Raw genomic sequence first — 23,079 nt, 5'->3', positions numbered from 1 at the left:
GACCGGTCACGGCCAGAGGCAGGGATAAACGCATGGGACAACTCTCTTGTGAGGCCATAGCGGCGATGTGAAAAGGGTATCTGCGGCGGCAAAAACTGTCTGTAAAAACGCCGTAACGTTAACGGGGCACGGAATAAAAATGCCGTAAAGAGTTCGGTGGCGTGAGTGGGGGGCGTATCGACAGGGTCTATACTGGCGAGACGGAGTATCGAAGAGGGATAACGATGAAGAGAATAGGGCTGCTTATCGCCGCGCTGGCCGCGTTCAATGCCACCGCGTCTTCCCCACAGGCGTGGGCCGAGAGCGAAAGGGCGATGCGCGCCGCCTGCCTGAAAGCCAGCGGGCTAAAAAACGCCAGGGTGGAAGGGGCGATCGTTCACTACGGCGATGACGTCGGCTATTCGGCGCTGTTTATCGGCGGGCGCTACCCGCAGCCGTTTATGAAAAACAAGCCGGGCAGGGAGCTGTGCTTATATCAGCGCGCCACGCAGAAGGCGGCGGTGCAGGCGGTGGAGGGAGATTAGACCGACTTCAGGAGATAGTTCAGGAGACACATGATGATTAAGAGTGCTCCTTGTAACATTAATAATCTGAAATCATTACGGATCCAATTTTTTAACCTTGGTGATGAAGTTGCTCGAACGAAATCGTAGGTTTTGGGGCTTAGCCAAACGTTGCGAGTCAGTTTTAATTTCCGGTTGTTCAAAATCCAACGAAACCACTGGGCTTTTAGTGAAACACCGATGAAGTTAAGGTTGTCCGCTATCACGACAAAAAGTGGAACAGGGTGTTTACTCACCACATAGTGTTGATAAAAGAGATCAAACTCTTTTTTATGAAGCCGATAGTAAATAAATTGGATAATAGCGATAAGAAGGCAAAGAAAGAATAGTAATACCACTAAGAGTTTTATCTCTTTTATGTAAGACTCAATATAATTGATCATTTTTATACGTTGATTTTGATGAGATAAATAAAAATACAGCCCACGGTGGTAATAATGGCCTCTACGAGCAAAAGTATAAAATCCATCGCCAGCCACTTCTGTAGCTCAGGAGAGGCGGTTTTTTGCACGAAATCGTAGGTTTTCGCATCGAGCCAAACTTGATCCCTTATTTTTATTTTTTTCCTTTTCAGAATCCAAAGAAACCACTGTGCTTTCAATGAGGTTCCAAGCATGCCGAGGCTATCGGCAAAGGCGACGTAGGGCGGAATAAAATGTCCGCTGCCGGCGTAACGTTGATAGAAAGCATCAAACTCTTTTTTATGGCGACGGTAACCAATGAACTGGATGAAGGCGCTTAAAACCAGCAATATCAAACACGATATGACGATAAATTTCATCATTCACCTACCACTAACGTCGTCAAATAATCGGAACCCATGCCATCCAGTGTGGATCCTGCTGCGCCGCCTATAGCGGCTCCAGCGATACCACAAACGATCACACCTGTTCCTGCTGTTGCTGCACCTAACACAATTGAACAGGCTGCAATCGCAAGACCTGCACCTGCATTCCCTACCCAAATCCCCGCCGCAGTACTTGCCGCAAAATGACTGTATCCCTTCACCGCGATCTTGGCGCACTCCTGTTCGCGGCCGGTGGTGCAGGCCAGGTTCTGGCTCACGCTCTCGATCGGAGAATCATCTGAAAATACAACGATGGGTAGCTTAATGATCGCTACGTAATAGTGTCTTTCCATTACGCTCGATGCTCAAAGTAAAGGTTCTCATGTATTTACGCCTTTCCGTATCGTTATTCATCGAGACGCCGAGCAAGACCGAGTATTCTCCCGCAGCCCAGTTTACCTGCGGATAAGTGACGCATTGCCCTGGTTTCAGGTCAGGCAACGGAGTGACTTCTGGTGAGGTCCAGACGATATGCCATTGCCGTTGTTCCTGTCGTGAGACGATCACTCCCCGGTTTTGCAGGCTGTCGCCGCTGCGAACACTGTTGATAGGCACTGCAAAGCAAGGTTGGTTGTCTTTTAGTGAGACATCCAACGGATGGTACCAGGGTTGAGTGGATTGGCAGCCGTTCAGTAGCAGTGCGCACAGTAACGAGAGATAAAGTCTTATCATGACAAGGTGTTCCGGTTCTTTGGATTGTTCAGGAAAGCTCGCAATACCCATTCATAGCGTTTTTTGATGTCTGGCCCAATAATGCCGCTGTAGTTGGTGATTACTTGAAAGCCATTGCGTCCGAATTTAGTTAGGTAGAAATAGTCAGCAATGATACTTGCCTGTGCCTCCATTCCATAATCGGATAGAAGATGATAATTGGGCAAGGAATACTGGTAGGAAACCGCCCAACTAGCCAACCCGCGCAGGCGTACGTTCATGCCTAATTGATATTGCCAGACATGCGCCATTTCATGGATAAACCAATGCTGATCGTAGGCGTTTGCCGTGGCAAAGTCTTCTTGAAAGTGTTTGGGCATAAAATAGAGCGTGCCATTTGGTGTTACGGCCGTATCTTCATGCTGTAAGCCGAAGGGGAAATAGCTGCCGTTATGGACGCGAACGCGGGAGTAATCGACAGCATTTTTGTAGAGCAGTCTGGCCAATGTGATTTCACCGGCCGTAAGTTTTCTGGCGTTTCCTTGAGTTGTGGCCATGGTTTTAATCCGTTAAAACATGAAAGAAACACCATAGCGAAAGTTCAGACACGATTAACCCACTTTGTCACAATCTTTTGCGTTCGCTCACAAGATGGAAAGGTAAAGGGATTTTTAGTTCAATCTATTGATTGATATGGAAAATGATTTTATTTCTTTATATATATTCAAAAATAAAAACGCCGGGTTGCGTGCTTTATTACCTCGCCAAACCCGCATGTTTTCTTCTCTGGCCGATACTGATGCCGCTGTTCCCGTATCTCGTCGCATCCCCTGTTCAAGCCGTAAGGCAATAACCACCTTCTTTTTCGAGCTGCCGGGCGGCAAGCACGTCGGGCTTACGGTTTAAGCGCAGGCTGCCCGCCACTCCCCGTCATTTCCCGTTCGATCACCGTCGCCAGCGCCTGCGCAGCGGAAGAGAGCTGATGCTGCGCCAGGCGGATCAGGCCCACGCGCCGTTCGATAATCGGGCCGATCAGCGGCACGCAGACCGCCCCCAGCTCATCCATCTGTTTCTCGCACAGCGCCGGCACCGCGCTGGCACCGAGGCCGTTGGCCACCATGCGCCCGACCGTCACCAGCTGGTGGCTTTCAAACGCCACCTCCAGCGTTCGCCCGCTGCGGGCCAGCTCCTGCTCCAGCAGCAGCCGCACCGCCGATGGCCGCTGCAGGGTGATGAAATCCAGCGTCAGCAGCTCCTTCCAGCTCACCTGCGCCTTGCGCGCCAGCGCCGAATCCTTCGGCACCACCGCCAGAAAGCGATCGCGGCACAGCGGGGTAAAGTGCAGGGTGTCGCTCGGCTCCGGCTCGAAGGCGATGCCCATCTCCACCCGCCCTTCGCGGATCATTTCAAACACCTGCTCGTTGATGACGTCGTGCACCGCCACGTTGATGCCGGCGTAGCGATCGCGAAACGCCTTGAGGATCGGCGGCAGCGGGTTGCCGGCGAACGACGGCATGGCGGCGAGCGCCACCTTGCCCATCTGCAGGGTGAAGCGCTGGCGCATTGCCTCTTCCGCGTTGTCCCAATCCGCCAGCAGCTGGCGCGCCATCGGGAAGAAGGTTTCCCCCTCTGGCGTCAGCGTCACCCGGCGGGTGGTGCGCAACAGCAGCGGCCCGCCCAGCGCGTCTTCCAGCCCACGGATCGCCAGGCTGAGCGCCGGCTGAGAAATATTCAGCCGCTCGCTGGCCTGGGCGAAATTCAGAGTGTGAGCTACCGCTAAAAACGCGCGTAACTGTTTGATGCTCATTTTCATTTTGGCTTTCGTTAACTCTTTGTTAATTGTCGGTTAACGACTGATTGATAAAAATTCTAAATGAATGCGGCATAAAAACAAAATTAACAAATCATTTTTGTGACCTGAAGATGCCCTCACGCAAGCCAGGGCATTTCGCCCTGCGCCGCAACATGCAGGGGCAACGATATGGCAGGGCTCGACAAACGCGTCGGCAGCTACCAGGAAGCGCTGGCAGGCCTGACGGACAACATGACGGTGCTGGCGGGCGGCTTTGGCCTGTGCGGCATCCCGGAAAATCTGATCGAAGAGATCCGCCGGCGCGGCGTGCGCGGGTTGACGGTGGTCTCCAACAACTGCGGCGTCGACGGGTTCGGTCTCGGGCGGCTGCTGGAAACCCATCAGATCCGCAAGGTGGTGGGATCGTACGTCGGCGAAAACGCGCTGTTCGAGCAGCAGGCGCTCAGCGGCGAGCTGGAGGTGGATCTCACGCCGCAGGGCACGCTGGCGGAGAAGATCCGCGCCGGCGGCGCCGGTATCCCGGCGTTCTTCACCGCCACCGGTTACGGCACGCCGATCGCCGAAGGCAAAGAGGTGCGCGAGTTCAACGGCCGCCCTTACATCATGGAAACCGCCATCACCGGTGATTTCGCCATCGTGAAAGGCTGGAAGGCCGATCACTTCGGCAACGTCATCTACCGCCACACCGCACAGAACTTCAATCCGCTGATGGCGACCGCCGGGCGTATCACGGTGGTGGAAGTGGAAGAGATCGTCGCACCGGGCGAGCTGGATCCGGCGGCGATCCATACCCCCGGTATCTATGTCGATCGGCTGATTCAGGGCACCTTCGAAAAGCGTATCGAACAACGCACCCTGCGGGCATAAGGAGAATTCGCATGCTTACCCGTGAACAAATGGCGCAGCGCGTGGCGCAAGAGCTGAGGGACGGTTACTACGTCAACCTGGGCATCGGCATCCCGACGCTGGTGGCCAACTACGTGCCGGCGGGCATGGACGTGATGCTGCAGTCGGAAAACGGCCTGCTGGGGATGGGCGAGTTCCCGACCGAGCAGCAGCTGGACGCCGACATGATCAACGCCGGCAAGCAGACGGTCACCGCGCGCCTCGGCGCGTCGATCTTCGATTCGGCGCAGTCGTTCGCCATGATCCGCGGCGGCCACGTCGATCTGACCGTACTGGGGGCGTTTGAAGTGGACGTCGAGGGCAACATCGCCTCGTGGATGATCCCCGGCAAGATGGTCAAGGGCATGGGCGGCGCGATGGATTTGGTGGCGGGGGCGGAGAACATCATCGTGGTGATGACCCACGCCGCGAAAGGCGGCGAGTCCAAGCTGCTGCCGCGCTGCACGCTGCCGCTGACCGGCGCCAACTGCATCCGCAAGGTATTGACCGATCTGGCCTATCTGGAAATTGAAGACGGGGCCTTCGTGCTGCGCGAACGCGCGCCGGGCGTCAACGTGGCGGAGATTGTCGCCAAAACCGCCGGCCGGCTGATCGTGCCGGAGCATGTGCCGGAAATGCGTTTCTGAAACGGGAGGTGAATGTGCAACAACGTGAAGTGGTGATTGTGGCGGCGACGCGCACGCCGGTCGGCAGTTTTCACGGCGCGCTGGCGCCGCTGACGGCGGTGGAACTGGGCACGGCGGCGGTGCAGGGGCTGCTGGCGCAAAGCGGCGTGGCGCCGCAGCAGATCGATGAAGTGATCCTCGGCCAGGTGCTGACCGCCGGCTGCGGGCAGAATCCGGCGCGCCAGACCGCGCTGAATGCCGGGCTGCCCGTGACGACGCCGGCGCTGACCATCAACAAGGTGTGCGGTTCCGGTTTGAAGGCGGTGCATCTGGCGGTGCAGGCGATCCGCAGCGGCGACGCCGAGGCGGTGATCGCCGGCGGCCAGGAGAGCATGAGCCAGTCGCCTTACCTGATGGCCGGCGCGCGCGCCGGTCTGCGCCTCGGTCACGCGCAGATGGTCGACAGCGTGATCCACGATGGCCTGTGGGACGCGTTCAACGACTACCACATGGGCATCACCGCCGAGAACCTGGCGGAGAAATACGCCATCAGCAGGGAAGAACAAGACAGGTTCGCGCTGCGCTCGCAGCAGAAGGCGCAGGCGGCGCAGCAGGCCGGGCGTTTTGTGCAGGAGATCACGCCGGTGACGGTGCCGAAGCCGAAGGGGGAAGCGCTGAGCGTTGAGCACGACGAACAGCCGCGCGACACCAGCCTGGAGGCGCTGGCGCGGCTGCGCCCGGCGTTTCGCAAGGAAGGCACGGTAACCGCCGGCAACGCTTCGTCGCTCAACGACGGCGCCGCCGTGGTGCTGCTGATGAGCGCGGAAAAAGCCGCCGCGCTGCGCTTGCCGGTGCTGGCGCGCATCGCCGGTTACGCGTCGTCGGGCGTCGATCCGGCGATCATGGGCATCGGCCCGGCGCCGGCCGCGCGCCGCTGCCTGGAAAAAGCCGGCTGGCGGCTGGAGGAAGTCGATCTGATCGAAGCCAACGAAGCCTTCGCCGCGCAGGCGCTGGCGGTGGGCAAAGAACTGGGCTGGGAGGCGGAGCGGGTCAACGTCAACGGCGGGGCGATCGCGCTGGGGCATCCGATCGGTGCGTCCGGCTGCCGCATTTTGGTGTCGTTGCTGTTCGAAATGCAGCGCCGCGGGGTGAACAAGGGGCTGGCGATGCTGTGCATCGGCGGCGGGCAGGGCGTGGCGCTGGCGGTAGAGCGCCCGTAAACAACCGAGGAGGGCACCATGCAGTCATCTGACTATGCGGTACTGGGCGCCGGGCTGATGGGGGTGGGTATCGCCACCCACTTTATTCGCCACGGCCATGAGGTGCTGCTGTATGACCCGGATCCGCAGCGGCGGGTGGAAGCGCCTGCGGTGGCGAGCGGCATTCTGGCCGAGCTGAGCGACGTCGGGCAGTTTGATAACGCTGAGCGCGATGCGGCGCTGGCGCGCCTGCGTGTGACCGGCGATCTGAACGACGTGGCGCGCGCCCGGCTGCTTATCGAGGCGATCCCGGAACGGCTCGAGCTGAAGCACGCGCTGTATGAGCAGTTGGAGGGGCTGATCGCCGACGACGCGGTGATTGCCAGCAACACCAGCGGCCTGCCGCCGGACGAGTTGGCGGCGCGCATGACCCATCCGCAGCGCCTGCTGATCGCCCACTTCTGGCACCCGCCGCACCTGATCCCGCTGGTGGAGATCGTGCCCGGCCGCGCCACCGATCCGCGCCATCTGGCGGCGGTGCAGGCGCTGCTCGGCGGGATGGCGTTGGAGGCGGTGCTGCTGGAGCGCGCCGCGCCGGGGTTTGTCGGCAACCGGCTGCAGTTTGCGGTGCTGCGCGAGGCGCTGCACATCGTCCACAGCGGCATCGCCAGCGCCGAGGTGGTGGATCAGGTGATGCGCGCCTCGCTGGGGCGGCGCTACGCCATGGTCGGCCCGCTGGAGGCCGCCGACATGACCGGGCTGGCGACGGTGGCGGACATCGCTCGCCACCTGTTCCCGGAACTGGCGACCGGCGACGAGATGATGGCGCTGGTGGAACAGCGGCTGCAGCGCGGCGATACCGGCCAGCGCAGCGGCCGGGGATTTTATCTTTGGGATGACGCCCGCAGGGAACGCATTCAACGGCGACGGGCGCATCAGCTGCGCTTTGCGCTGAAACCGTAATTTCGCACTCCGTACCTGACAATAACAACGATAGCGAGGTGTCCGATGAGCGTTTTGATTGCCCTGGCAGCACTGGGATTACTGATGCTGGCCGCCTATCGCGGCTACAGCGTGATTTTGTTCGCCCCGATCGCCGCGCTGGGCGCGGTGCTGTTGACCGATCCCGGCGCGGTGGCGCCGACCTTCACCGGGCTGTTTATGGAGAAGATGGTCGGCTTCGTGAAGCTCTACTTCCCGGTGTTCCTGCTGGGGGCGGTGTTCGGCAAGCTGATCGAGCTGTCCGGCTTCTCCCGTTCGATCGTCGCGGCGGCGATCCGCATTCTCGGCCGGCGTCACGCCATTCCGGTGATCGTGCTGGTGTGCGCGCTGCTGACCTACGGCGGGGTTTCGCTGTTCGTGGTGGCGTTCGCGGTCTATCCGTTCGCCGCCGAGCTGTTCCGCCAGAGTGGTATCCCCAAGCGGCTGATCCCGGCTACCGTGGCGCTCGGCGCCTTCTCCTTCACCATGGACGCCTTGCCCGGCACGCCGCAGATCCAAAACATCATCCCGACCAGCTTCTTCGGCACCAATGCCTGGGCCGCGCCCTGGCTGGGGCTGATCGGCTCGCTGTTCATCATCGCGGTCGGTCTGCTGTATCTTGAACGCCAGCGGCGTAAGGCGCAGCTGAAGGGAGAAGGGTACGGTACCGATCTGCTGAACGAGCCGGAAACTCCGGACGACATCAACCTGCCGAACCCGCTGATCGCTATCCTGCCGTTGATTTTGGTCGGGGTATTCAACCTTGGCTTCACCCATTGGATCCCGCAGTGGTACGGCGCCAGCCACGAGCTGACGCTGCCGGGGCTGGCCAAGCCGATCACCACCGACGTGGCGAAGATCACCGCCATCTGGGCGGTGGAAGCGGCGCTGGTGTCGGGTATTCTGCTGGTGGTGGTGTTCGGCTTTCGCAATATTCGCGGCCGGCTGGCGGAAGGCAGCAAGACGGCGGTCGGCGGCGCGATCCTGGCGGCGATGAACACCGCCTCCGAATACGGCTTCGGCGCGGTGATCGCCGCGCTGCCGGGCTTTTTGGTGCTGTCGCAGGCGCTGTCGGCGATCCCCAACCCGCTGCTGAACGAAGCGATCAGCGTCACCCTGCTGGCCGGCATCACCGGATCGGCCTCCGGCGGCATGAGCATCGCGCTGGCGGCGATGTCCGACAGCTTTATCGCCGCCGCCCATGCGGCACAGATTCCGCTGGAGGTGCTGCACCGTGTGGCCTCGATGGCCAGCGGCGGCATGGACACCTTGCCGCACAACGGCGCGGTGATCACCCTGCTGGCGATCACCGGCCTCAGCCACCGGCAGGCCTACGGCGGCATCTTCGCCATCACCCTGATCAAGAGCGCCGCGGTGCTGTTCGTGATCGGCGTGTTCTACCTGACCGGCATTGTTTAAAGGAGCGATACCATGAGTGTACAAGGCAAAACCGCGCTGGTGACCGGCTCGACCAGCGGCATCGGCCTCGGGATAGCGTCCGTGTTGGCCGCCGCCGGCGCGCGCGTGATCCTCAACGGCTTCGGCGACGTGGAGCAGGCGCAAGCGCAGGTCGCGCGGCTGGGCGCCGCGCCGGGGTATCACGGCGCCGATCTCGGCGATGCGGGCCAGATAGCGGACATGATGCAGTATGCCGAACGCGAGTTCGGTGGCGTGGACATTCTGGTGAACAACGCCGGCATTCAGCACGTGGCGCCGCTGGATCAGTTCCCGGTGGAGAAATGGAACGCCATCCTCGCCATCAACCTGTCGGCAGTGTTCCACACCTGCCGATTGGCGCTGCCGGGGATGCGCGAGCGTAACTGGGGGCGCATCATCAACGTGGCGTCGGTGCACGGGCTGGTGGCGTCGAAAGACAAGTCGGCCTATGTGGCGGCCAAGCACGGCGTGGTGGGGCTGACCAAGACGCTGGCGCTGGAGACCGCACGCACGCCTATCACCTGCAACGCCATCTGCCCCGGCTGGGTGCTGACGCCGCTGGTGCAGCAGCAGATCGACAAACGCATTGCCGCCGGGACCGATCCGCAGCAGGCGCGCGATGAGCTGTTGGCGGAGAAGCAGCCTTCGCAAGCGTTCGTCACGCCTGAGCAGCTCGGCGAGCTGGCGCTGTTCCTGTGCAGCGATGCGGCGGTGCAGGTGCGCGGCGCCGCCTGGAACATGGACGGCGGCTGGCTGGCGCAGTAGTGAATTCTTTCTCCCGGAGCGCGCGACGCGCTCCGTCGTTATTTCCCGCCTTTAGTTAATTCCCCTGCGTGACGGTTTATCTGTGGCAATAATATTTATTTGTTATTTGCTATCTTTATTCCCGGATAATCGCGCCGGGTTATTTTGGATGAAACGTGCGGATTGGTTTATTTCGTGCTGCAGTTATTACATTGTTTTTCTTCGCGTTACAGATGAACACGTTTATGCTGAAAATAAAGCCAACCTGGAATAATGGCAGATTATGACGTGAATTTTTATATCTTGCGTGCGCTGTTTACATCGGGTAATTATTTCCGCGTGGCTTAAGACCACCGTGTTTATAACAATAATTTTTCGGGCAGGGGTAATAATGAGAAAAAATACAACGCCAATATTCATTGGCGGCGTCTTGCTGTCGGCGTTATCCGCCGGCGCACAGGCCGAGATCACCATTCTGGATAAAAACCCGCAGAGCAATGTGTTGCTGGCACCGCTCAGTGTCAAGGTGGGCGGCAGCATTCGCCCCGAGTGGATCTTCAATAACGGCCCGGAGCCGGGCTATGACAAAAATGGCCACGACGGCGGCACGCGTTTTCGCTTCAGCGGCGACTATGCGCTGACGCAGGACACCTCGATCATCGGCTATTACGAGTGGGGCGTGGATCTGGCGCACGCGCTCAGCTGGGACGGGCACTATAACGAAGACGGCAAGCGCGACTATCAGCGCCAGCTGTACGCCGGTTTCAAAGACGATCGTTACGGCACCCTGACCTACGGCCATCAATACGGCATCTATTATTCGGTGGTCGGCATCAAAAGCGACGTCTGGGATAACGATGGCCATGCGGGCGGCACCGGCATCGGTATTTCCGGCGACTACGACGGCGGCAATAAACCGAAAAACAGCCTCAAGTACACCAATGATTTCGGGCCGGTGACGCTGTACGCCAACTATTTATTGCCGGAAGACGATCTGCACACTGCGGATAACCTGATTTATCGCCGCAAGGGCGGGGGTGGGTTGGGCTTCGATTACAAGGTGACGAAAGACTTCACCTTCAGCGCGGCCTACAGTTATACCGACGCGAAGATCAAAGACAATCTGTACAGCGAAAAGGATTATCACCAGCAGCTGTCCGGCACCGCGTTAACCTGGCAGCCGAACAACTGGTACATCGTCGGCACCGCCAGCTATTACAAAGACTATGTGCCGAGCACCCGCCAGCGCACGCTGTCGCACTTCTTCGCCGGTGACGGCTACGGGCTGGAAGGCTTTGTCGGTTACACCTTCAATATCGACAAGCCGTTCCTCAAATCCGTCCAGCCTTACGTGGCGGCGGACTCGCTGCGGTTGAAGGGGGACGAGGCGTATCACGCCAACCACGTCTATCTCGGCGCGGGCACCACCATCGGTTACGGCCTGTCGGTGTATGTGGAGCGCACGCTGGCCAACAGCAGCGACAACGAGCCGGATTCCACCTGGATTACGGTGTTCTACGACTTCTGATCGGTGTCTTGCCGGGCCGGCATTCGCCGGCCGTTCACATGCTGATCGCGCCGCCCAGGGGTTGCCCGGAGGCGTTGCGTTCCGCCAGATAACGCGCCGGCGGTTTGCCCACTGCCTTTCTGAACATGGTGACGAAGCCGCTGGCGCTTTCGTAGCCCAGATCCAGCGCCACCGTCTGTACGCTCTCACCCTGCGTCAAGCGCTGCAGCGCCAGCATCACGTGTAGCTGGCGCCGCCAGTGGCCGAAGCTCATGCCCATCTGCTGTTGCAAGGTGCGGCTGAGGGAACGCTCGCTCATGCCGATGCGCTGCGCCCACTGCCCGAGGGTGGATTTGTCCGCCGGGCTGTTCAGCATGCCTTCGGTCAACTGCCGGATGCGCGCGTCGTCGGACACCGGCAGGTGCAGATTCTCGATCGGCGCGGCCACCAGCTGATCCAGCAGTACCGCCGTCAGGCGCCCTTCGGCGCCCTGTTCGTCGTAGAGCGGTTCGAAGGTGGTGGCCTGCAGCAGCAGTTCGCGCAGCAGCGGCGAGACCGACAGCGTGCAGCAGCTTTGCGGCAAGCCGGCGACGACGTGTTGATCGACGAACAGGCAGTAAGCTTCCGTTGAGCCGGCGCCCTGGGCGTTGTGCAACACGTTGCCCGGCATCCACAGCGCGCACTGAGGTGGCACCAGCCACAGGCCGTTTTCCACTTCGCAGCGGATCATGCCGCGCACGGTATAGATCAGCTGCGCCTTTTGATGACGGTGCGGCTCGACTTCCCAGTCTTGTTCGATAGTGGAACTCTGTACGGCGAACAGCGGGCGTGGCACCTGATCGATATCGATATTGCGGCGAGGGATCTGTACTTTCATGAGAACAATTCTCAATTTGGCGGAATTGAAAAGTATTATGTCCTGATTGCGCAATGTGGTCTAGCGCCGGTGCCGATAAAGTAAGCGCCAGTCCTAAACCCTTTCGCGAGGAAACTGATTATGTCACTCGATACCGCCACTTTTCCGCTGGTGTGGATGCGCCGCAACGGGCGCGATACCCAGGCCGAGCTGGCTGAGTTCAGCGCGCTGTTGGCGCGCGCCGAACCCTTTGTCTTGATGACCGACCGCAGCGTCGGCGATGAAGGTGAAGAACACGATCGCGATGCTCGCACCCAGGTGGCGCTGTGGAAACGCGATAACCGCGAGGCGCTGAAGCTGTGGGTGAAAGGCATGATCATGCTGGAGCCGGACGACGCCAAACGCGCGGCGGCGGAAGAATTCGCCGAATACGGCGCCAAATTCTGGGGCTATCCGATACTGGTGGCCGCCGATGAGGCCGCAGGCCGGGTATTGGCGCAGACGTTACTGTTAAAATAAGGGGAATACCATGCACCAGCAACAGGTGATTGAACAGCTGCTGGCCTGGATCGAGCAGAGCCTGGATCAGCCGCTGACGCTGGACGACATCGCCGCCAAGTCCGGCTACTCCAAGTGGCATTTGCAGCGGATATTCAAGCAGCATACCGGCCATATTCTCGGCACTTACGCGCGCCGCAGAAGGCTGACCGCCGCTGCGCGCGAACTGCGCCTGACCGGCACCAGCGTGGCCTGCATCGCCGATACTTACCAGTTCGATTCACAGCAAACCTTCACCCGTTGCTTTCGCAAGCAGTTCGGTCTGCCGCCGGCCAGCTATCGCCGCAGCCAGGATTGGTCGAGCTATGGCCTGCAGCCGCCGCTGCGGCTGACCGAGGCGCCGTTGCCGCAGGCCGACATCGTGACGCTGCCCGCCATGCAGCTGGTGGGCAACACCCAGCGCCGCAGCTTCACGCTGGGGCAGTTGGCGGATTCCAAATGCGAGCTGCGCCGCCATGCCTGGCGGCAGCTGCTGCGGCCGCAAGCACTGCCGGAGGTGGTGTACGGCCTCACCAGCCTGGAGGTCGACAGGCAACGCCGGGGCTGCCCGCGCATGGCCTATACCGCCGCTCTGCCGGATGAAGGGGCGATGGGAGAGCGGGTGACTATCGAACAGGGGGAGTATGCCCGTTTCACCTATCAAGGGCTGGCGGAAGGGTTACAAAACTTTATCGTGCGGCTGTATGACACCGCGATGCCACAGATGAACGCCATCCGCCGGCCGGGGCAGGATATCGAGCGTTTCTACCCGGCGCAGGAGGGCAGCTGCCCGCTCGGCGGCGCGGCGATCCGCTGTGAATATCTGATCCCAATCCGGCGGGTGGAAGCGTTGGCCGCCGCCAGTTAGGCGGCGGTTCTCGCAAAAAATCGCCTTCGTGGCGCGTCAGGTTACAAAAAATTGCGATATTACATCGGTAATGGTTCACACTTTGATTGATGTGCACATATAATGCGCATCCGGTCAAACCCCCCTGGCTTTTCAGGCCGCAGCGCCGTTGGCTGCCGGCTGAAATTCAGCGGGGCAAAGTGGCCGTAGAAACCGATACCCATAATCGCCAGTGGCCTTGACCAACACGAAGATGAAAATGAGCATTCGCGCGTTACTAACCCTGTTTACGGCACTGGTTGCATTCAGCCAGGCTGCCTTCGCCGTCGTCTACCCGCTGCCGCCAAAAGACAGCCGTTTGGTGGGCGAGAATATCCAAATCACCGTACCGGAAGACAGCAAACTGCCGCTGGAAAGCTTCGCCGCCCAGTATCAGATGGGGCTGAGCAACATGCTGGAGGCTAACCCGGGCGTGGATCCGTTCCTGCCGAAGGCCGGCAGCACCCTGACCATTCCGCAGCAGCTGATCCTGCCGGACGCGCCGCGTGAAGGCATCATCATCAACAGCGCCGAGATGCGTCTGTACTACTACCCGAAAGGTTCCAACACCGTGGTGGTGCTGCCGATCGGCATCGGCCAGCTGGGTAAAGACACCCCGCTGAACTGGACCACCACCGTGCAGCGCAAGAAAGACGGCCCGACCTGGACGCCGACCGCCAAGATGCGCGCTGAATATGCGGCTGACGGCGAGATCCTGCCTGCGGTGTTCCCGGCCGGCCCGGACAACCCGATGGGGCTGTATGCGCTGTATGTTGGCCGCCTGTACGCCATCCACGGCACCAACGCCAACTTCGGTATCGGCCTGCGCGTGAGCCACGGCTGCGTGCGTCTGCGTGCCGACGACATCAAGTACCTGTTCGAGAACGTGCCGGTTGGCACCCGCGTGCAGTTCATCAACGAACCGATGAAAGCCACCGTCGAACCGGACGGCTCGCGCTACGTGGAAGTGCACAACCCGCTGTCGGCCAACGAAGAGCAGCTGCAATCCAAAGATCCGGTACCGCTGACCATTTCCGCCCCGGTCGGCAAAGTGCTGATGGACGCCGGCGTTAACCAGAGCGAAGTGGACGCGGCGATCAAAGCCCGTTCCGGTATGCCGGTGAAAGTGAACTGAAAGCCTTCCGGTCCCAGTGAAAATGCCAAGAAGACGCCTGCGGGCGTCTTTTTTTATGATTTTTGTACCCTCTGATGAGGCCGGCCTGGGGGGAGAGACAATTAACCGCCATGCCGGCTAACCGTCCTTAAGGCGAGCCTATGATTTGTCCTTGTCGGGCCGATAAACAGACAGACATCATGATACATTCACCGGTGAAGGGCGTAGGGACGGTATATCAATGCCAGCACTGTCTTTATACCTGGCGGAATACCGAGCCTGCTGGCAGAACGGAACGGGAACATTATCCGCCTGAGTTTCGCATGACTCAGCAGGATATCGATAATGCGCCGGACGTGCCGGCCATTCCTCCTCTTCTGACGAAATGAGACTGAAGGCGGGCAAGCATCCGTCTTTTATGGAAATCGCAATGATGAATAACGAAGACGTCGTTTTGCTCGATGCCGCCTGGCAGCCTTGCGGGACGATGCCGAAAAATCAGGTGCACACGCACCATACGCCGCTGCATTTGGCCTTTTCATGTTACCTCTTTACCTCAGAGGGCAACGTGCTGGCCACAAGGCGCGCATTGAGTAAAACCGCGTGGCCGGGCGTTTGGACTAATTCCTTTTGCGGCCACCCCTTGCCGCAAGAGGCGCTGGCACAGGCGGTGAGGCGCCGCGCCCAGGTTGAACTGGGCACGGAGGTGGAGCAGATAATGCTGTTGAGCGAGGCATTCAGCTACCAGGCTACCGACGCGTCCGGCGTGATGGAGAATGAAGTTTGCCCGGTATTTGCCGCGCAAATTAAAGGCACGCTCCATGGCAATCCGGATGAGGTTGCGGATTATGCCTGGGTCGAGCTCAATCATTTAATGGCGGCGGTAAAATTAACGCCTTTCGCTTTCAGCCCGTGGATGGTTTCGCAATTGAATACCGAGGCGATAACCTCAGGCTTGAAAGAATATCGGGATGCGATAATGATAACGCGTTCAGCGGGCGCGTAGGGTGAGGGTGGCAATAAAATAAATAGCCACCGCGAGGGTGACTATCTATTCGTGCTTACAGGCTGCCGCCGACCGAGGTCGAGGTGGAGCCGATAGTTTCGCGGAAATGTTTTGCGTAGTCCGCCACTTCCTGCTGCGTATGCGTCAGGCCATACAGCCCCAGCCCCACGCCGCCTGCGACGCCGCCGATAATGGTACCGACCAGTTGGCCGACGGCGCCGGCAATAAAGCCGCCGGCCCCTGCGGATTTGCCTGCAATCAGCGCGCCGGTCATAGCGCCGTCCAGCAACCCATCCCAGGCCGCGTTCAGATCGCCACCGCTAACGTACTGCTCTTCATATTGACTAAGTACTTTCATATACAATCCTTATAAATAAAAGGGTGACTTAGTGAGTTTAATTAATACCGAAAATAACGCTGCCGCGCTATTTCAATTTAAAAATATAACAGCTGATAAGCCGTTGGCAATAATATATCCAACGTGGAATATTGTTTGGTTATATATGCGAGTATTTATTTTCTGTCGATATTTTTATGACGGGAATTGAGAATCTTCTTGGCTAAAAAAGGTGATATCACTGGAGGCAGCGGTGGAAAGCATCATAATGCCCTTATTGCGGACGGGCTGAGGCGATTTCTTCTCGTCGTTGCCCTGGGCCCGGTGCGGCTGTCACTATTTTCACATTTCAGGCTCTGCTACCCGTTAGGTGAGTGCGCCCGTCCTGTGATTATTCCATTAAAAACTATAGCTAATTAATAAGTTATATCTTCTCCGTTATCGCCTGCCATTGAAAGAATTCTCGCAAAAAATCCACGCTGTGAAAATAAGATCACACAAGCGTAACAAAAGGTAAACAAACCCCTCCTATATTGGCTGCTTCGCTTTTGGGAGGGAGTGTCATGCGTAACTGGAACGAACCGAAAAAGAACAAAGCGCACATCGAGCTGATCCCGATGATCGACGTGATGATGTTTTTATTGGTGTTTTTCGTCTTGATTAGCCTGAACGTCATTCCGGCGCTCGGGCTGAAAACGCAGCTGCCGTCTGCCGGCAGCGCGCAGCAGCTGAAACCGCAGAAAAAAGCGATCGTCACGCTGGGGGCCGACGAACAGCTGCAGCTGGATGGCCAGCCGATCGCGCTCGACGCGTTGGTCAACACGCTGAAGCAACAGCAGCAGGCCAACCAGACTACCACCATCATCGTCAACAGCGACAAGGGCGTGTCGGTCGAGCGGCTGGTGGCAGTCATGGACAACCTGCGCCAGGGCGGTTTCTTCTCCGTCTCCATCGCGACACGGAAGCTGTGACATGTATCTGCTCTATCGCTCACGTCATCTTTTCAGCTGGTTGCCGGCGCTGATTGTCGCCGGTTGCCTGCTGTTCGCCAGCCAGCAGGCGGCGCTGAAGATCCAGCCGCGCTACGACGAAACCGCCATCGAGCTGGCGCTGGTGGAGCCTGAACCGGCGCCTGAACCTCAACCGGAAACGCCGCCGGAACCCCAGCCCGAACCGCCGCCGCCCGAGCCGGAGCCGATCCCCGAACCGGTGGTGCCGGCGCCGGAACCGATCGTGGAAGCCAAGCCGGTGCCGAAACCGCAGCCGAAGCCCAAACCCAAACCGGTGAAAGAGAAAGCCAAACCGGTAGAGAAGCCTAAACCGACGCCGGTGCCTGCTGCACCGCGCGCGCTGGTCAGCAAACCGGCGACGCAATCCGCACCGGCTGCCCCGGCGGCGCCGAAGGTGAATGCGCAGGCGATTGAAAACGGCTATCTGCTGGCCTTACGCCGCGAGCTGGAACAGCGCAAGCGCTACCCGAGCGGGCGTCAGGCTTCGCTCGAGCGCCCGCAGGGCAACGTCGAAGTGTGGCTGGAGGTCGATCGCAGCGGGCGGGTGCTCTCTTCCGGCATCGCCAACAAAGCCGCCAGCATGCTGCTGAACCGCGCGGCGATGGGCAGCTTGCAAAGCATCAGTTCAGTAAAGCCGTTCCCGAGCGAGGCATTCGCCGGGCAAACAACCAAAAGATTTACCGCGACGTTCAATTATCAGGCGCCTTAGCGCAAGGGTTAATCGTTTGATTTTTATGGGATGCACACAATGAAATCGTTTAATCGTTCTGGGATCTATCTGGCGGTGATGTCGGCGATGCTGCCGGGCGCCGCGCTGGCGGCCGACGCCACCGATGTCGGCACCATCAGCGTCAAGGGGCAGTCGCTCGGCGGCGGCATGATGGTGCAGGATGACAGCGCCAAGGCGCGTTCTACCGTCACCAAAGAGGCGATGGACAAAATGCCGTCGGCGGCCAACGCCATCGATAAGCTGAAATACACGCCGGGCCTGAACGTCAACAGCAACGACGCCAGCGGCCTGAGCGGCGTGGACTACACCATGCGCGGCATGAACTCGGATCAGATCGGCCTGTCGATGGACGGTATTCCGATCAACGACTCCGGCAACTACGCGGTATACCCGAACCTGCTGGGCGATGCGGAGAACCTGGAAGAGGTGTTCGTCACCCAGGGCTCTTCCGAAGCGGACGGCCCGCACATCGGCTCCAGCGGTGGCAACATCGGCCTGGTGACGCACCGCCCGGCGAAAGACTTCGGCGGTTTCGTCAAGCAGACGCTGGGCAGCAACAGCCTGAGCAAAACCTTCGCCCGCCTCGAGACCGGCGAGTACAACGGCTTCAGCAACTGGCTCTCCTATTCGCACACCGAAGCGAAGAAGTGGCGCGGCGAGGGGCGACTGTATTCCGACAAGTTCGAGATGAACTCGCTGTATGAAGACGGCAACGGCAACAGCAGCAATCTGGTGATGAAGTACAACCGCCAGAACAACACCAACTACAACACCCTGAGCAAGGCACAGTTCCAAAACGACGGCCGTGACACCGACTACGTCACCACACCGGAGTACAACAACAAAGGGCAGTTGAACAAGTATTACAAGATTGAACGCAACCCGTTCGAGAACTTCACGCTGTCGTTCACCCAGAAGCTGCAGTTGCGCGATAACCTGTCGCTGACTCTGCAGCCGTATTACTACTGGGGCAACGGCGGCAGCTTCAACGGCCAGACGGCCTCGGTGCTGTCCAACACCTCCAGTAAGGCCGGGCAGTACGATCTCAGCAACCTGAAATCCGACACCTATTACCGCCCGTCGTGGACCCAGACCTGGCGGCCGGGCATCACCACCAAGCTGAAGTGGGACATCAACGAGCAGCACAGCCTGGACGTCGGTTACTGGTACGAACGCGCGCGCCAGCTGCAGACCCAACCGTTCATCAGCATCAAGGGCGACGGCAATCCGTCGCAGATTTGGGGCCAGCCGGGCGGATCCGATCAGGTGAAGGATGCCAACGGTAATACGGTGCAGGGGCGCAACCAGTACACCATCACCCCGGCGCAGAAGGTGTGGCTGCAGGACACCTGGTTCGCCACGCCGGACTGGACCTTTGTTGGCGGCCTGGCCTATCAGTACGTAGAGCGTAAAGGGGACAACCGCGGCAGCCTGTACAACGTGCCGGAGAAGCGCAAAGCCACCTATCACGAATTCCTGCCGAACTTCAGCGCCAGCTATAAGGTGAACCAGGAAAACCAGGTGTTCTACAACCTGACGCGCAACATGCGCACGCCGCCAAACTACGTGCTGTACAACGTTGGCGACTCGCTTAGCACCAAGCCGGAGCTTAGCTGGAACCACGAACTGGGCTGGCGTTTCCAGCAGGAAGACATGCTGCTGAGCGCCACGCTGTTTTACATGCGCTACAGCGATCGCCAAATCTCCACCACCAACTCGGCCGGTGACTACGAGATGATGAACATCGGCAACGTGGAGAACAAAGGGCTGGAGCTGGAGTGGAGCGGCCAACTGCCGCATAACTTCAACTACTACACCTCTTATACCTACACCGAGTCGAAGCAGAAGAGCGATATCGTCAGCAACGGCGGGCTGCCGCTGCCGACCTCCGGCAAGGAGGTGCCGAACGTGCCGAAAAACCTGCTGAACATGACGCTGGGTTATGACGACGGGCTGTATTACGGCAGCGTCAGCGGCAAGTACGTCAGCGCGTTCTACGGCGATCTGACCAACGACGAGAAGATCGGCGGCCGCACGGTGTTCGATCTGGCGGCGGGGGTGCATCTGCCGGTGGACAAGAAAATCGTCAAGAGCGCCGCGCTGCGCTTTGGCATCAGCAACCTGTTTGACAAGGAATACCTGACCTCGGTGCGCACCACCACCTTCAACGCGGCGCCGTACGGCGGCGTGAAGGCCAGCACGCCGTATTACAACGTCGGCGAAGAACGCACCTTCAGCGTTTCGCTGGAAGCCACCTTTTAACTGAATACCCCGCCGCCTGCCCGGCGGCGGGAAAGAGGAGCCCTGTATGGACGCCAATCTGTTGCACGACATTATTTTCTACGTGATGTACGCCGCGCTGGCGATTGCGCTGGTGATCATCATCGAGCGCACGCTGTACTTCGCCTATACCCAGCGCCAGGCGCGCCGGCTGGAGCAGGCGCTGACGCCGGACGTGCGCCGCGCCGCCGATCTGCCGGACGCGCTGACTCAGCGCAACAGCCTGCCGATGGCGGTGATCGCGCCGGTATTGGCGCAGAAGCACCGCGCCGGCGATCGTGAAACGATCGGCGATCTGATCGACGCCCAGTACCTGCTGAGCAAGCCGCCGATGGCGCGCGGCCTGTGGCTGCTGGAAACCGTGGTCACCGCCGCGCCGTTGCTGGGCTTGCTCGGCACGGTGATGGGGATCATCGAAACCTTCAAGGCGCTGGCCGCCTCGGGGGTGTCTGAGCCGAGCCTGGTGTCGGCCGGGATGGGCACCGCGCTGTATGCCACGGGGCTGGGCATCGCCATCGCGCTGCTGTGCCTGGTCGCCAACAACTTTCTGCAGAGCCGCATGGAGCGCATCAACGAGCTGCTGAAGGTGCTGCTGATCCGCGCCGGTCAGCCGGCCAGCCGCCCGGATAACGGCAGCGGCGAACAATGGGTTGACAGCGGAGCGCCGCGCTATGCCTAATGGCCATCCAGTACGGCGGCCGCTCGGCCGCCTTTATACGGCATTGTGGGGCGGTTGTTTGTTGATGTTGAGCCAGAGCGCTGCGGCGCGTTTTGCTATTCCAGGCTATGAGCTGGTGTACACCGCGCCGGTGGAAACCGCGCTGCAGGCCGATGACCTGCGCAACACCGCCGAGGTGTGGCGCGAGATGTTCGACGCGGCGAAAACCCGCATCGACCTGGGGCAGTTTTACGTGGCGAATCAGGACGGTTCGCTGCTGGACGGTGTGCTGCAGCACCTGAAGGCGGCCGGCGAGCGCGGGGTGAAAATTCGCTTTTTGGTGGAAGAGAAGGGCATTCGCATTTCTACCGCCGAAACGCTGGAACAGCTGAAGGCGATCCCCAATCTGGAGCTGCGCATCATTCCTTACCAGAAGCTGAGCGGCGGCATTCTGCACGCCAAATACCTGCTGGTGGACGGCGAACAGGCGTTCGTCGGCAGCCAGAACTTCGACTGGCGCGCGCTGGAGCATATTCACGAAACCGGGCTGCGCATCAGCGACGCCAAAGTGGTGGGACAAATTCAGGCGATCTTCGAACAGGACTGGCAGGCGCAGGCGCTGTTGGCGCAGGATAAACCGGTGCCGGCGTTGCCCGATTCGCCGACGATGGCGCAGCCGCAGGGCAACTATCTGGTGGCCAGCCCGCGCGCCTACAACCCGGCGGGGGTGATTGACTCGCAGGCCGAGTTGCCGCGCCTGCTGGCCGACGCCAAACGGCGGGTGCGGGTGCAGGTGATGGACTACGCGCCGTTGTCGTTTGGCCCGGAGCGCAGCCGCCCCTTCTACGCGGTGATCGACAACGCGCTGCGCGGCGCGGCGGCGCGCGGCGTGCAGATCGAGCTGATGGTGGCCAACTGGAACACCAAAAAGCCGGATATCGCCTGGCTGAAGAGCCTGGCGCTGGTGCCGAACGTGCAGATAAAAGTGGTGACCATTCCGCCGGCCAGCAGCGGCTTCATTCCGTTTGCCCGCGTGATCCACAGCAAGCTGATGACCATCGACGATGAGATTGCCTGGGTGGGTACCAGCAACTGGACCGGCGGCTATCTGGACAACTCGCGCAATCTGGAGCTGGTGATGCGCAGCGCGGCGATGAGCGGGCGGTTGGACCAGCTGTACCAACAGCTGTGGAACAGCGTCTACGCTGAACCGCTGCGGGTGGATTACGACTACCCGACGCCCAAGCCGGGCGGCGAATCCTGATAAGCAGGGCGCGGTTAATCCCCGCGCCCTGTGTTTTTTTACCGCCGCCAGCCGGCCTGCTCCAGCGCCGTCACCAGCTGCTCGGCGCTCAATCCTTCCGCCCGATGGCCGTTGCCGCTGACGCTATTGGCCGCCAGCAGCGCATTGACGATCGCTTCCTCTACCGCTTCCGCCGCCGCGGCGAACAGCGCCGAAATGTAGTCGTTGTTCACCATGCGCAGCGGCGTGGTGAAGGCGCCTTTATTGGCGTAGTCGGCGGGCGGCAGGTCGTCGTTGCCGGTGGCGAAGGCGATGAAAATGTCGCCGCTCGAATCCTCGGTGCCGCCGCCGGTGCGGGCGATGCCGATGCTGGCGCGCTGCGCCAGCCGCGTACACTGGTGCGGCAGCAGCGGCGCATCGGTCGCCAGCGCCACCACGATGGAGCCCATGCCGGGATGCGGCAACTGCGGCGTGAACGGCGAGGGGAGATGCCCCAGGTGCCGGCCCACCGGGTAACCGCCGACCAGCAACGACTCGCGCTTGCCGTGGTTGGCCTGCACGATGGCGCCCACCGTCCAGCCGCCCTGATCGGCGGGCAAGCGGCGCGACGCGGTGCCGCTGCCGCCTTTGAACTCATGGCAGATCATGCCGCTGCCGCCGCCGACCGCGCCTTCCTGCGGCAAGCCGCCTTGGGCCGCCTGCTGCGCCTGGCGCACGTGCTCGGCCTTGACGTGAAAGCCGTTGATGTCGTTGAGCAGGCCGTCGAAGGTTTCCATCACCACCGGCATATTCCAGTACACTGCATTGTCGCTCGCGGGCAGCGCTTCACGCTCCAGCGCGATCAGCGCATCGCGCACTACCCCCACGCTGTGGGTGTTGGTGAAGGCGATCGGGCTGGTCAGCAGGCCCGCTTCGCGCACCCATTCCAGGCCGGTGGCGTCGCCGTTGCCGTTCAGCACGTGCACGCCGGCGAAACAGGGGGCGTGGCGGGCGGAGCCGGGGCGCGGTTCGATCACCGTCACGCCGGTGCGCACGCTGCGCCCGTCCGCTAAATCGGCATGAATGCTGGCATGGCCGACGCGCACGCCGGGCACGTCGGTGATGGCGTTCAGCGGGCCGGGCGTGCCCTGTCCGATGATAATGCCCAGATCCTGAGCGCGCTGCGTCAT

At 60.3% G+C, this 23,079-nt stretch carries 27 protein-coding genes; 19 read left to right on the top strand and 8 right to left on the bottom strand.

Annotated features, from left to right (window positions below):
* The first annotated feature begins 224 nt into the window (after positions 1 to 224).
* Complete coding sequence (locus FHU12_RS19070; protein ID WP_077791580.1) at positions 225 to 524, top strand: hypothetical protein; 300 nt, start codon at positions 225 to 227, stop codon at positions 522 to 524.
* 424 nt (positions 525 to 948) lie between these two features.
* Here the strand turns inward: FHU12_RS19070 and FHU12_RS19060 are convergent, their stop codons facing one another.
* From FHU12_RS19060 to FHU12_RS19045, 4 genes are read right to left on the bottom strand one after another with little or no spacing between them, the layout of a single operon-like run.
* Complete coding sequence (locus FHU12_RS19060) at positions 949 to 1,344, bottom strand: hypothetical protein (RefSeq protein WP_141973035.1); 396 nt, start codon at positions 1,342 to 1,344, stop codon at positions 949 to 951.
* Positions 1,344 to 1,703 carry a hypothetical protein gene (locus FHU12_RS19055; protein WP_237731039.1) on the bottom strand — a complete coding sequence of 120 codons (360 nt, stop codon included), beginning with the start codon at positions 1,701 to 1,703 and terminating at the stop codon, positions 1,344 to 1,346. The genes FHU12_RS19060 and FHU12_RS19055 overlap by 1 nt, the downstream gene beginning before the upstream one ends.
* On the bottom strand, positions 1,672 to 2,082 hold the full coding sequence (locus FHU12_RS19050; protein ID WP_127146464.1) for a putative T6SS immunity periplasmic lipoprotein: 411 nt from the start codon (positions 2,080 to 2,082) through the stop codon (positions 1,672 to 1,674). The genes FHU12_RS19055 and FHU12_RS19050 overlap by 32 nt, the downstream gene beginning before the upstream one ends.
* Complete coding sequence (locus tag FHU12_RS19045) at positions 2,079 to 2,618, bottom strand: hypothetical protein (RefSeq protein ID WP_025305148.1); 540 nt, start codon at positions 2,616 to 2,618, stop codon at positions 2,079 to 2,081. Before FHU12_RS19045 ends, FHU12_RS19050 begins: the two co-directional genes overlap by 4 nt.
* 136 nt (positions 2,619 to 2,754) lie before the next feature.
* Here FHU12_RS19045 and FHU12_RS19040 point away from each other — a divergent pair, with 136 nt between their 5' ends.
* On the top strand, positions 2,755 to 2,967 hold the full coding sequence (locus tag FHU12_RS19040) for a hypothetical protein (RefSeq protein ID WP_141971174.1): 213 nt from the start codon (positions 2,755 to 2,757) through the stop codon (positions 2,965 to 2,967).
* Here FHU12_RS19040 and FHU12_RS19035 read toward each other — a convergent pair.
* Positions 2,957 to 3,874 (bottom strand): LysR family transcriptional regulator, encoded by a 918-nt coding sequence (locus FHU12_RS19035; RefSeq protein ID WP_141971172.1) that lies wholly within the window; start codon positions 3,872 to 3,874, stop codon positions 2,957 to 2,959. The two genes, FHU12_RS19040 and FHU12_RS19035, sit on opposite strands and share 11 nt — an antisense overlap.
* A 168-nt stretch (positions 3,875 to 4,042) precedes the next feature.
* Here FHU12_RS19035 and FHU12_RS19030 point away from each other — a divergent pair, with 168 nt between their 5' ends.
* The 7 genes from FHU12_RS19030 to FHU12_RS19000 all read left to right on the top strand — a co-directional run bounded on the left by FHU12_RS19030 (position 4,043) and on the right by FHU12_RS19000 (position 11,274).
* Positions 4,043 to 4,741 carry a CoA transferase subunit A gene (locus FHU12_RS19030; RefSeq protein ID WP_004933280.1) on the top strand — a complete coding sequence of 233 codons (699 nt, stop codon included), beginning with the start codon at positions 4,043 to 4,045 and terminating at the stop codon, positions 4,739 to 4,741.
* 11 nt (positions 4,742 to 4,752) lie between these two features.
* Complete coding sequence (locus FHU12_RS19025; protein ID WP_141971170.1) at positions 4,753 to 5,406, top strand: CoA transferase subunit B; 654 nt, start codon at positions 4,753 to 4,755, stop codon at positions 5,404 to 5,406.
* 14 nt (positions 5,407 to 5,420) lie between these two features.
* Positions 5,421 to 6,605, top strand: a complete 1,185-nt coding sequence (locus FHU12_RS19020; RefSeq protein WP_141971168.1) for an acetyl-CoA C-acetyltransferase — start codon at positions 5,421 to 5,423, stop codon at positions 6,603 to 6,605.
* A gap of 18 nt (positions 6,606 to 6,623) precedes the next feature.
* Entirely contained in the window at positions 6,624 to 7,547 is a 924-nt protein-coding gene (locus FHU12_RS19015; protein WP_033641735.1) for a 3-hydroxyacyl-CoA dehydrogenase family protein, read from the top strand.
* A gap of 45 nt (positions 7,548 to 7,592) precedes the next feature.
* Positions 7,593 to 8,984, top strand: a complete 1,392-nt coding sequence (locus FHU12_RS19010; protein ID WP_033641736.1) for a GntP family permease — start codon at positions 7,593 to 7,595, stop codon at positions 8,982 to 8,984.
* A 12-nt stretch (positions 8,985 to 8,996) separates the two neighbouring features.
* Positions 8,997 to 9,767 (top strand): 3-hydroxybutyrate dehydrogenase, encoded by a 771-nt coding sequence (locus tag FHU12_RS19005; RefSeq protein WP_141971166.1) that lies wholly within the window; start codon positions 8,997 to 8,999, stop codon positions 9,765 to 9,767.
* A gap of 370 nt (positions 9,768 to 10,137) precedes the next feature.
* Positions 10,138 to 11,274 carry a porin gene (locus tag FHU12_RS19000; RefSeq protein ID WP_033641738.1) on the top strand — a complete coding sequence of 379 codons (1,137 nt, stop codon included), beginning with the start codon at positions 10,138 to 10,140 and terminating at the stop codon, positions 11,272 to 11,274.
* A 34-nt stretch (positions 11,275 to 11,308) separates the two neighbouring features.
* Here FHU12_RS19000 and FHU12_RS18995 read toward each other — a convergent pair whose 3' ends face one another.
* Positions 11,309 to 12,130, bottom strand: coding sequence for an AraC family transcriptional regulator (locus FHU12_RS18995; RefSeq protein WP_050594400.1), 822 nt, complete (start codon positions 12,128 to 12,130; stop codon positions 11,309 to 11,311).
* A gap of 120 nt (positions 12,131 to 12,250) precedes the next feature.
* Here FHU12_RS18995 and FHU12_RS18990 point away from each other — a divergent pair, with 120 nt between their 5' ends.
* The 5 genes from FHU12_RS18990 to idi all read left to right on the top strand — a co-directional run bounded on the left by FHU12_RS18990 (position 12,251) and on the right by idi (position 15,652).
* Positions 12,251 to 12,628, top strand: a complete 378-nt coding sequence (locus tag FHU12_RS18990) for a hypothetical protein (RefSeq protein WP_141971165.1) — start codon at positions 12,251 to 12,253, stop codon at positions 12,626 to 12,628.
* A gap of 10 nt (positions 12,629 to 12,638) precedes the next feature.
* Positions 12,639 to 13,514 (top strand): helix-turn-helix domain-containing protein, encoded by an 876-nt coding sequence (locus FHU12_RS18985; protein WP_141971163.1) that lies wholly within the window; start codon positions 12,639 to 12,641, stop codon positions 13,512 to 13,514.
* A gap of 232 nt (positions 13,515 to 13,746) precedes the next feature.
* A complete protein-coding gene (locus FHU12_RS18980) occupies positions 13,747 to 14,667 on the top strand; it encodes a L,D-transpeptidase family protein (protein ID WP_025305160.1) in 921 nt (306 codons plus the stop codon).
* A gap of 140 nt (positions 14,668 to 14,807) precedes the next feature.
* Positions 14,808 to 15,035 (top strand): non-oxidative hydroxyarylic acid decarboxylases subunit D, encoded by a 228-nt coding sequence (locus FHU12_RS18975; RefSeq protein WP_141971160.1) that lies wholly within the window; start codon positions 14,808 to 14,810, stop codon positions 15,033 to 15,035.
* Between the two features lie 41 nt (positions 15,036 to 15,076).
* Positions 15,077 to 15,652: an isopentenyl-diphosphate Delta-isomerase gene (idi, locus tag FHU12_RS18970; RefSeq protein WP_141971159.1), complete on the top strand. Its 576-nt coding sequence runs from the start codon at positions 15,077 to 15,079 to the stop codon at positions 15,650 to 15,652.
* A 55-nt stretch (positions 15,653 to 15,707) separates the two neighbouring features.
* Here the strand turns inward: idi and FHU12_RS18965 are convergent, their stop codons facing one another.
* Positions 15,708 to 16,010 (bottom strand): DUF5862 family protein, encoded by a 303-nt coding sequence (locus tag FHU12_RS18965; RefSeq protein ID WP_004933246.1) that lies wholly within the window; start codon positions 16,008 to 16,010, stop codon positions 15,708 to 15,710.
* 542 nt (positions 16,011 to 16,552) lie between these two features.
* Here FHU12_RS18965 and FHU12_RS18960 point away from each other — a divergent pair.
* The 5 genes from FHU12_RS18960 to FHU12_RS18940 are packed head-to-tail and all read left to right on the top strand — an operon-like array spanning position 16,553 to position 21,931.
* Complete coding sequence (locus FHU12_RS18960) at positions 16,553 to 16,960, top strand: ExbD/TolR family protein (RefSeq protein ID WP_141971157.1); 408 nt, start codon at positions 16,553 to 16,555, stop codon at positions 16,958 to 16,960.
* Position 16,961: 1 nt separating this feature from the next.
* Positions 16,962 to 17,708: an energy transducer TonB family protein gene (locus FHU12_RS18955; protein ID WP_141971155.1), complete on the top strand. Its 747-nt coding sequence runs from the start codon at positions 16,962 to 16,964 to the stop codon at positions 17,706 to 17,708.
* A gap of 39 nt (positions 17,709 to 17,747) precedes the next feature.
* On the top strand, positions 17,748 to 19,991 hold the full coding sequence (locus FHU12_RS18950) for a TonB-dependent receptor family protein (RefSeq protein ID WP_141971153.1): 2,244 nt from the start codon (positions 17,748 to 17,750) through the stop codon (positions 19,989 to 19,991).
* A gap of 46 nt (positions 19,992 to 20,037) precedes the next feature.
* Positions 20,038 to 20,688, top strand: coding sequence for a MotA/TolQ/ExbB proton channel family protein (locus tag FHU12_RS18945; protein ID WP_141971151.1), 651 nt, complete (start codon positions 20,038 to 20,040; stop codon positions 20,686 to 20,688).
* Complete coding sequence (locus tag FHU12_RS18940; RefSeq protein WP_141971149.1) at positions 20,681 to 21,931, top strand: phospholipase D-like domain-containing protein; 1,251 nt, start codon at positions 20,681 to 20,683, stop codon at positions 21,929 to 21,931. The genes FHU12_RS18945 and FHU12_RS18940 overlap by 8 nt, the downstream gene beginning before the upstream one ends.
* A gap of 38 nt (positions 21,932 to 21,969) precedes the next feature.
* Here FHU12_RS18940 and FHU12_RS18935 read toward each other — a convergent pair whose 3' ends face one another.
* Positions 21,970 to 23,079, bottom strand: a complete 1,110-nt coding sequence (locus FHU12_RS18935) for a DmpA family aminopeptidase (RefSeq protein WP_141971147.1) — start codon at positions 23,077 to 23,079, stop codon at positions 21,970 to 21,972.

It is taken from the genome of Serratia marcescens (genome assembly GCF_006715005.1).
Taxonomy (GTDB): Bacteria; Pseudomonadota; Gammaproteobacteria; order Enterobacterales; family Enterobacteriaceae; genus Serratia; species Serratia montpellierensis.
The sequence above is the reverse complement of the archived record's forward strand: the minus strand, read 5'-3'. Positions and strand labels throughout refer to the sequence as shown.

Bases quoted from the DNA above. Each gene is read 5' to 3' on its own strand.
- FHU12_RS19070 (WP_077791580.1), top strand. From the start codon at position 225: ATGAAGAGAATAGGGCTGCTTATCGCCGCGCTGGCCGCGTTCAATGCC.
- FHU12_RS19060 (WP_141973035.1), bottom strand. From the start codon at position 1,344: ATGAAATTTATCGTCATATCGTGTTTGATATTGCTGGTTTTAAGCGCC.
- FHU12_RS19055 (WP_237731039.1), bottom strand. From the start codon at position 1,703: ATGGAAAGACACTATTACGTAGCGATCATTAAGCTACCCATCGTTGTA.
- FHU12_RS19050 (WP_127146464.1), bottom strand. From the start codon at position 2,082: ATGATAAGACTTTATCTCTCGTTACTGTGCGCACTGCTACTGAACGGC.
- FHU12_RS19045 (WP_025305148.1), bottom strand. From the start codon at position 2,618: ATGGCCACAACTCAAGGAAACGCCAGAAAACTTACGGCCGGTGAAATC.
- FHU12_RS19040 (WP_141971174.1), top strand. From the start codon at position 2,755: ATGGAAAATGATTTTATTTCTTTATATATATTCAAAAATAAAAACGCC.
- FHU12_RS19035 (WP_141971172.1), bottom strand. From the start codon at position 3,874: ATGAAAATGAGCATCAAACAGTTACGCGCGTTTTTAGCGGTAGCTCAC.
- FHU12_RS19030 (WP_004933280.1), top strand. From the start codon at position 4,043: ATGGCAGGGCTCGACAAACGCGTCGGCAGCTACCAGGAAGCGCTGGCA.
- FHU12_RS19025 (WP_141971170.1), top strand. From the start codon at position 4,753: ATGCTTACCCGTGAACAAATGGCGCAGCGCGTGGCGCAAGAGCTGAGG.
- FHU12_RS19015 (WP_033641735.1), top strand. From the start codon at position 6,624: ATGCAGTCATCTGACTATGCGGTACTGGGCGCCGGGCTGATGGGGGTG.
- FHU12_RS19010 (WP_033641736.1), top strand. From the start codon at position 7,593: ATGAGCGTTTTGATTGCCCTGGCAGCACTGGGATTACTGATGCTGGCC.
- FHU12_RS19005 (WP_141971166.1), top strand. From the start codon at position 8,997: ATGAGTGTACAAGGCAAAACCGCGCTGGTGACCGGCTCGACCAGCGGC.
- FHU12_RS19000 (WP_033641738.1), top strand. From the start codon at position 10,138: ATGAGAAAAAATACAACGCCAATATTCATTGGCGGCGTCTTGCTGTCG.
- FHU12_RS18995 (WP_050594400.1), bottom strand. From the start codon at position 12,130: ATGAAAGTACAGATCCCTCGCCGCAATATCGATATCGATCAGGTGCCA.
- FHU12_RS18990 (WP_141971165.1), top strand. From the start codon at position 12,251: ATGTCACTCGATACCGCCACTTTTCCGCTGGTGTGGATGCGCCGCAAC.
- FHU12_RS18985 (WP_141971163.1), top strand. From the start codon at position 12,639: ATGCACCAGCAACAGGTGATTGAACAGCTGCTGGCCTGGATCGAGCAG.
- FHU12_RS18980 (WP_025305160.1), top strand. From the start codon at position 13,747: ATGAAAATGAGCATTCGCGCGTTACTAACCCTGTTTACGGCACTGGTT.
- FHU12_RS18975 (WP_141971160.1), top strand. From the start codon at position 14,808: ATGATTTGTCCTTGTCGGGCCGATAAACAGACAGACATCATGATACAT.
- idi (WP_141971159.1), top strand. From the start codon at position 15,077: ATGATGAATAACGAAGACGTCGTTTTGCTCGATGCCGCCTGGCAGCCT.
- FHU12_RS18965 (WP_004933246.1), bottom strand. From the start codon at position 16,010: ATGAAAGTACTTAGTCAATATGAAGAGCAGTACGTTAGCGGTGGCGAT.
- FHU12_RS18960 (WP_141971157.1), top strand. From the start codon at position 16,553: ATGCGTAACTGGAACGAACCGAAAAAGAACAAAGCGCACATCGAGCTG.
- FHU12_RS18955 (WP_141971155.1), top strand. From the start codon at position 16,962: ATGTATCTGCTCTATCGCTCACGTCATCTTTTCAGCTGGTTGCCGGCG.
- FHU12_RS18950 (WP_141971153.1), top strand. From the start codon at position 17,748: ATGAAATCGTTTAATCGTTCTGGGATCTATCTGGCGGTGATGTCGGCG.
- FHU12_RS18945 (WP_141971151.1), top strand. From the start codon at position 20,038: ATGGACGCCAATCTGTTGCACGACATTATTTTCTACGTGATGTACGCC.
- FHU12_RS18940 (WP_141971149.1), top strand. From the start codon at position 20,681: ATGCCTAATGGCCATCCAGTACGGCGGCCGCTCGGCCGCCTTTATACG.
- FHU12_RS18935 (WP_141971147.1), bottom strand. From the start codon at position 23,079: ATGACGCAGCGCGCTCAGGATCTGGGCATTATCATCGGACAGGGCACG.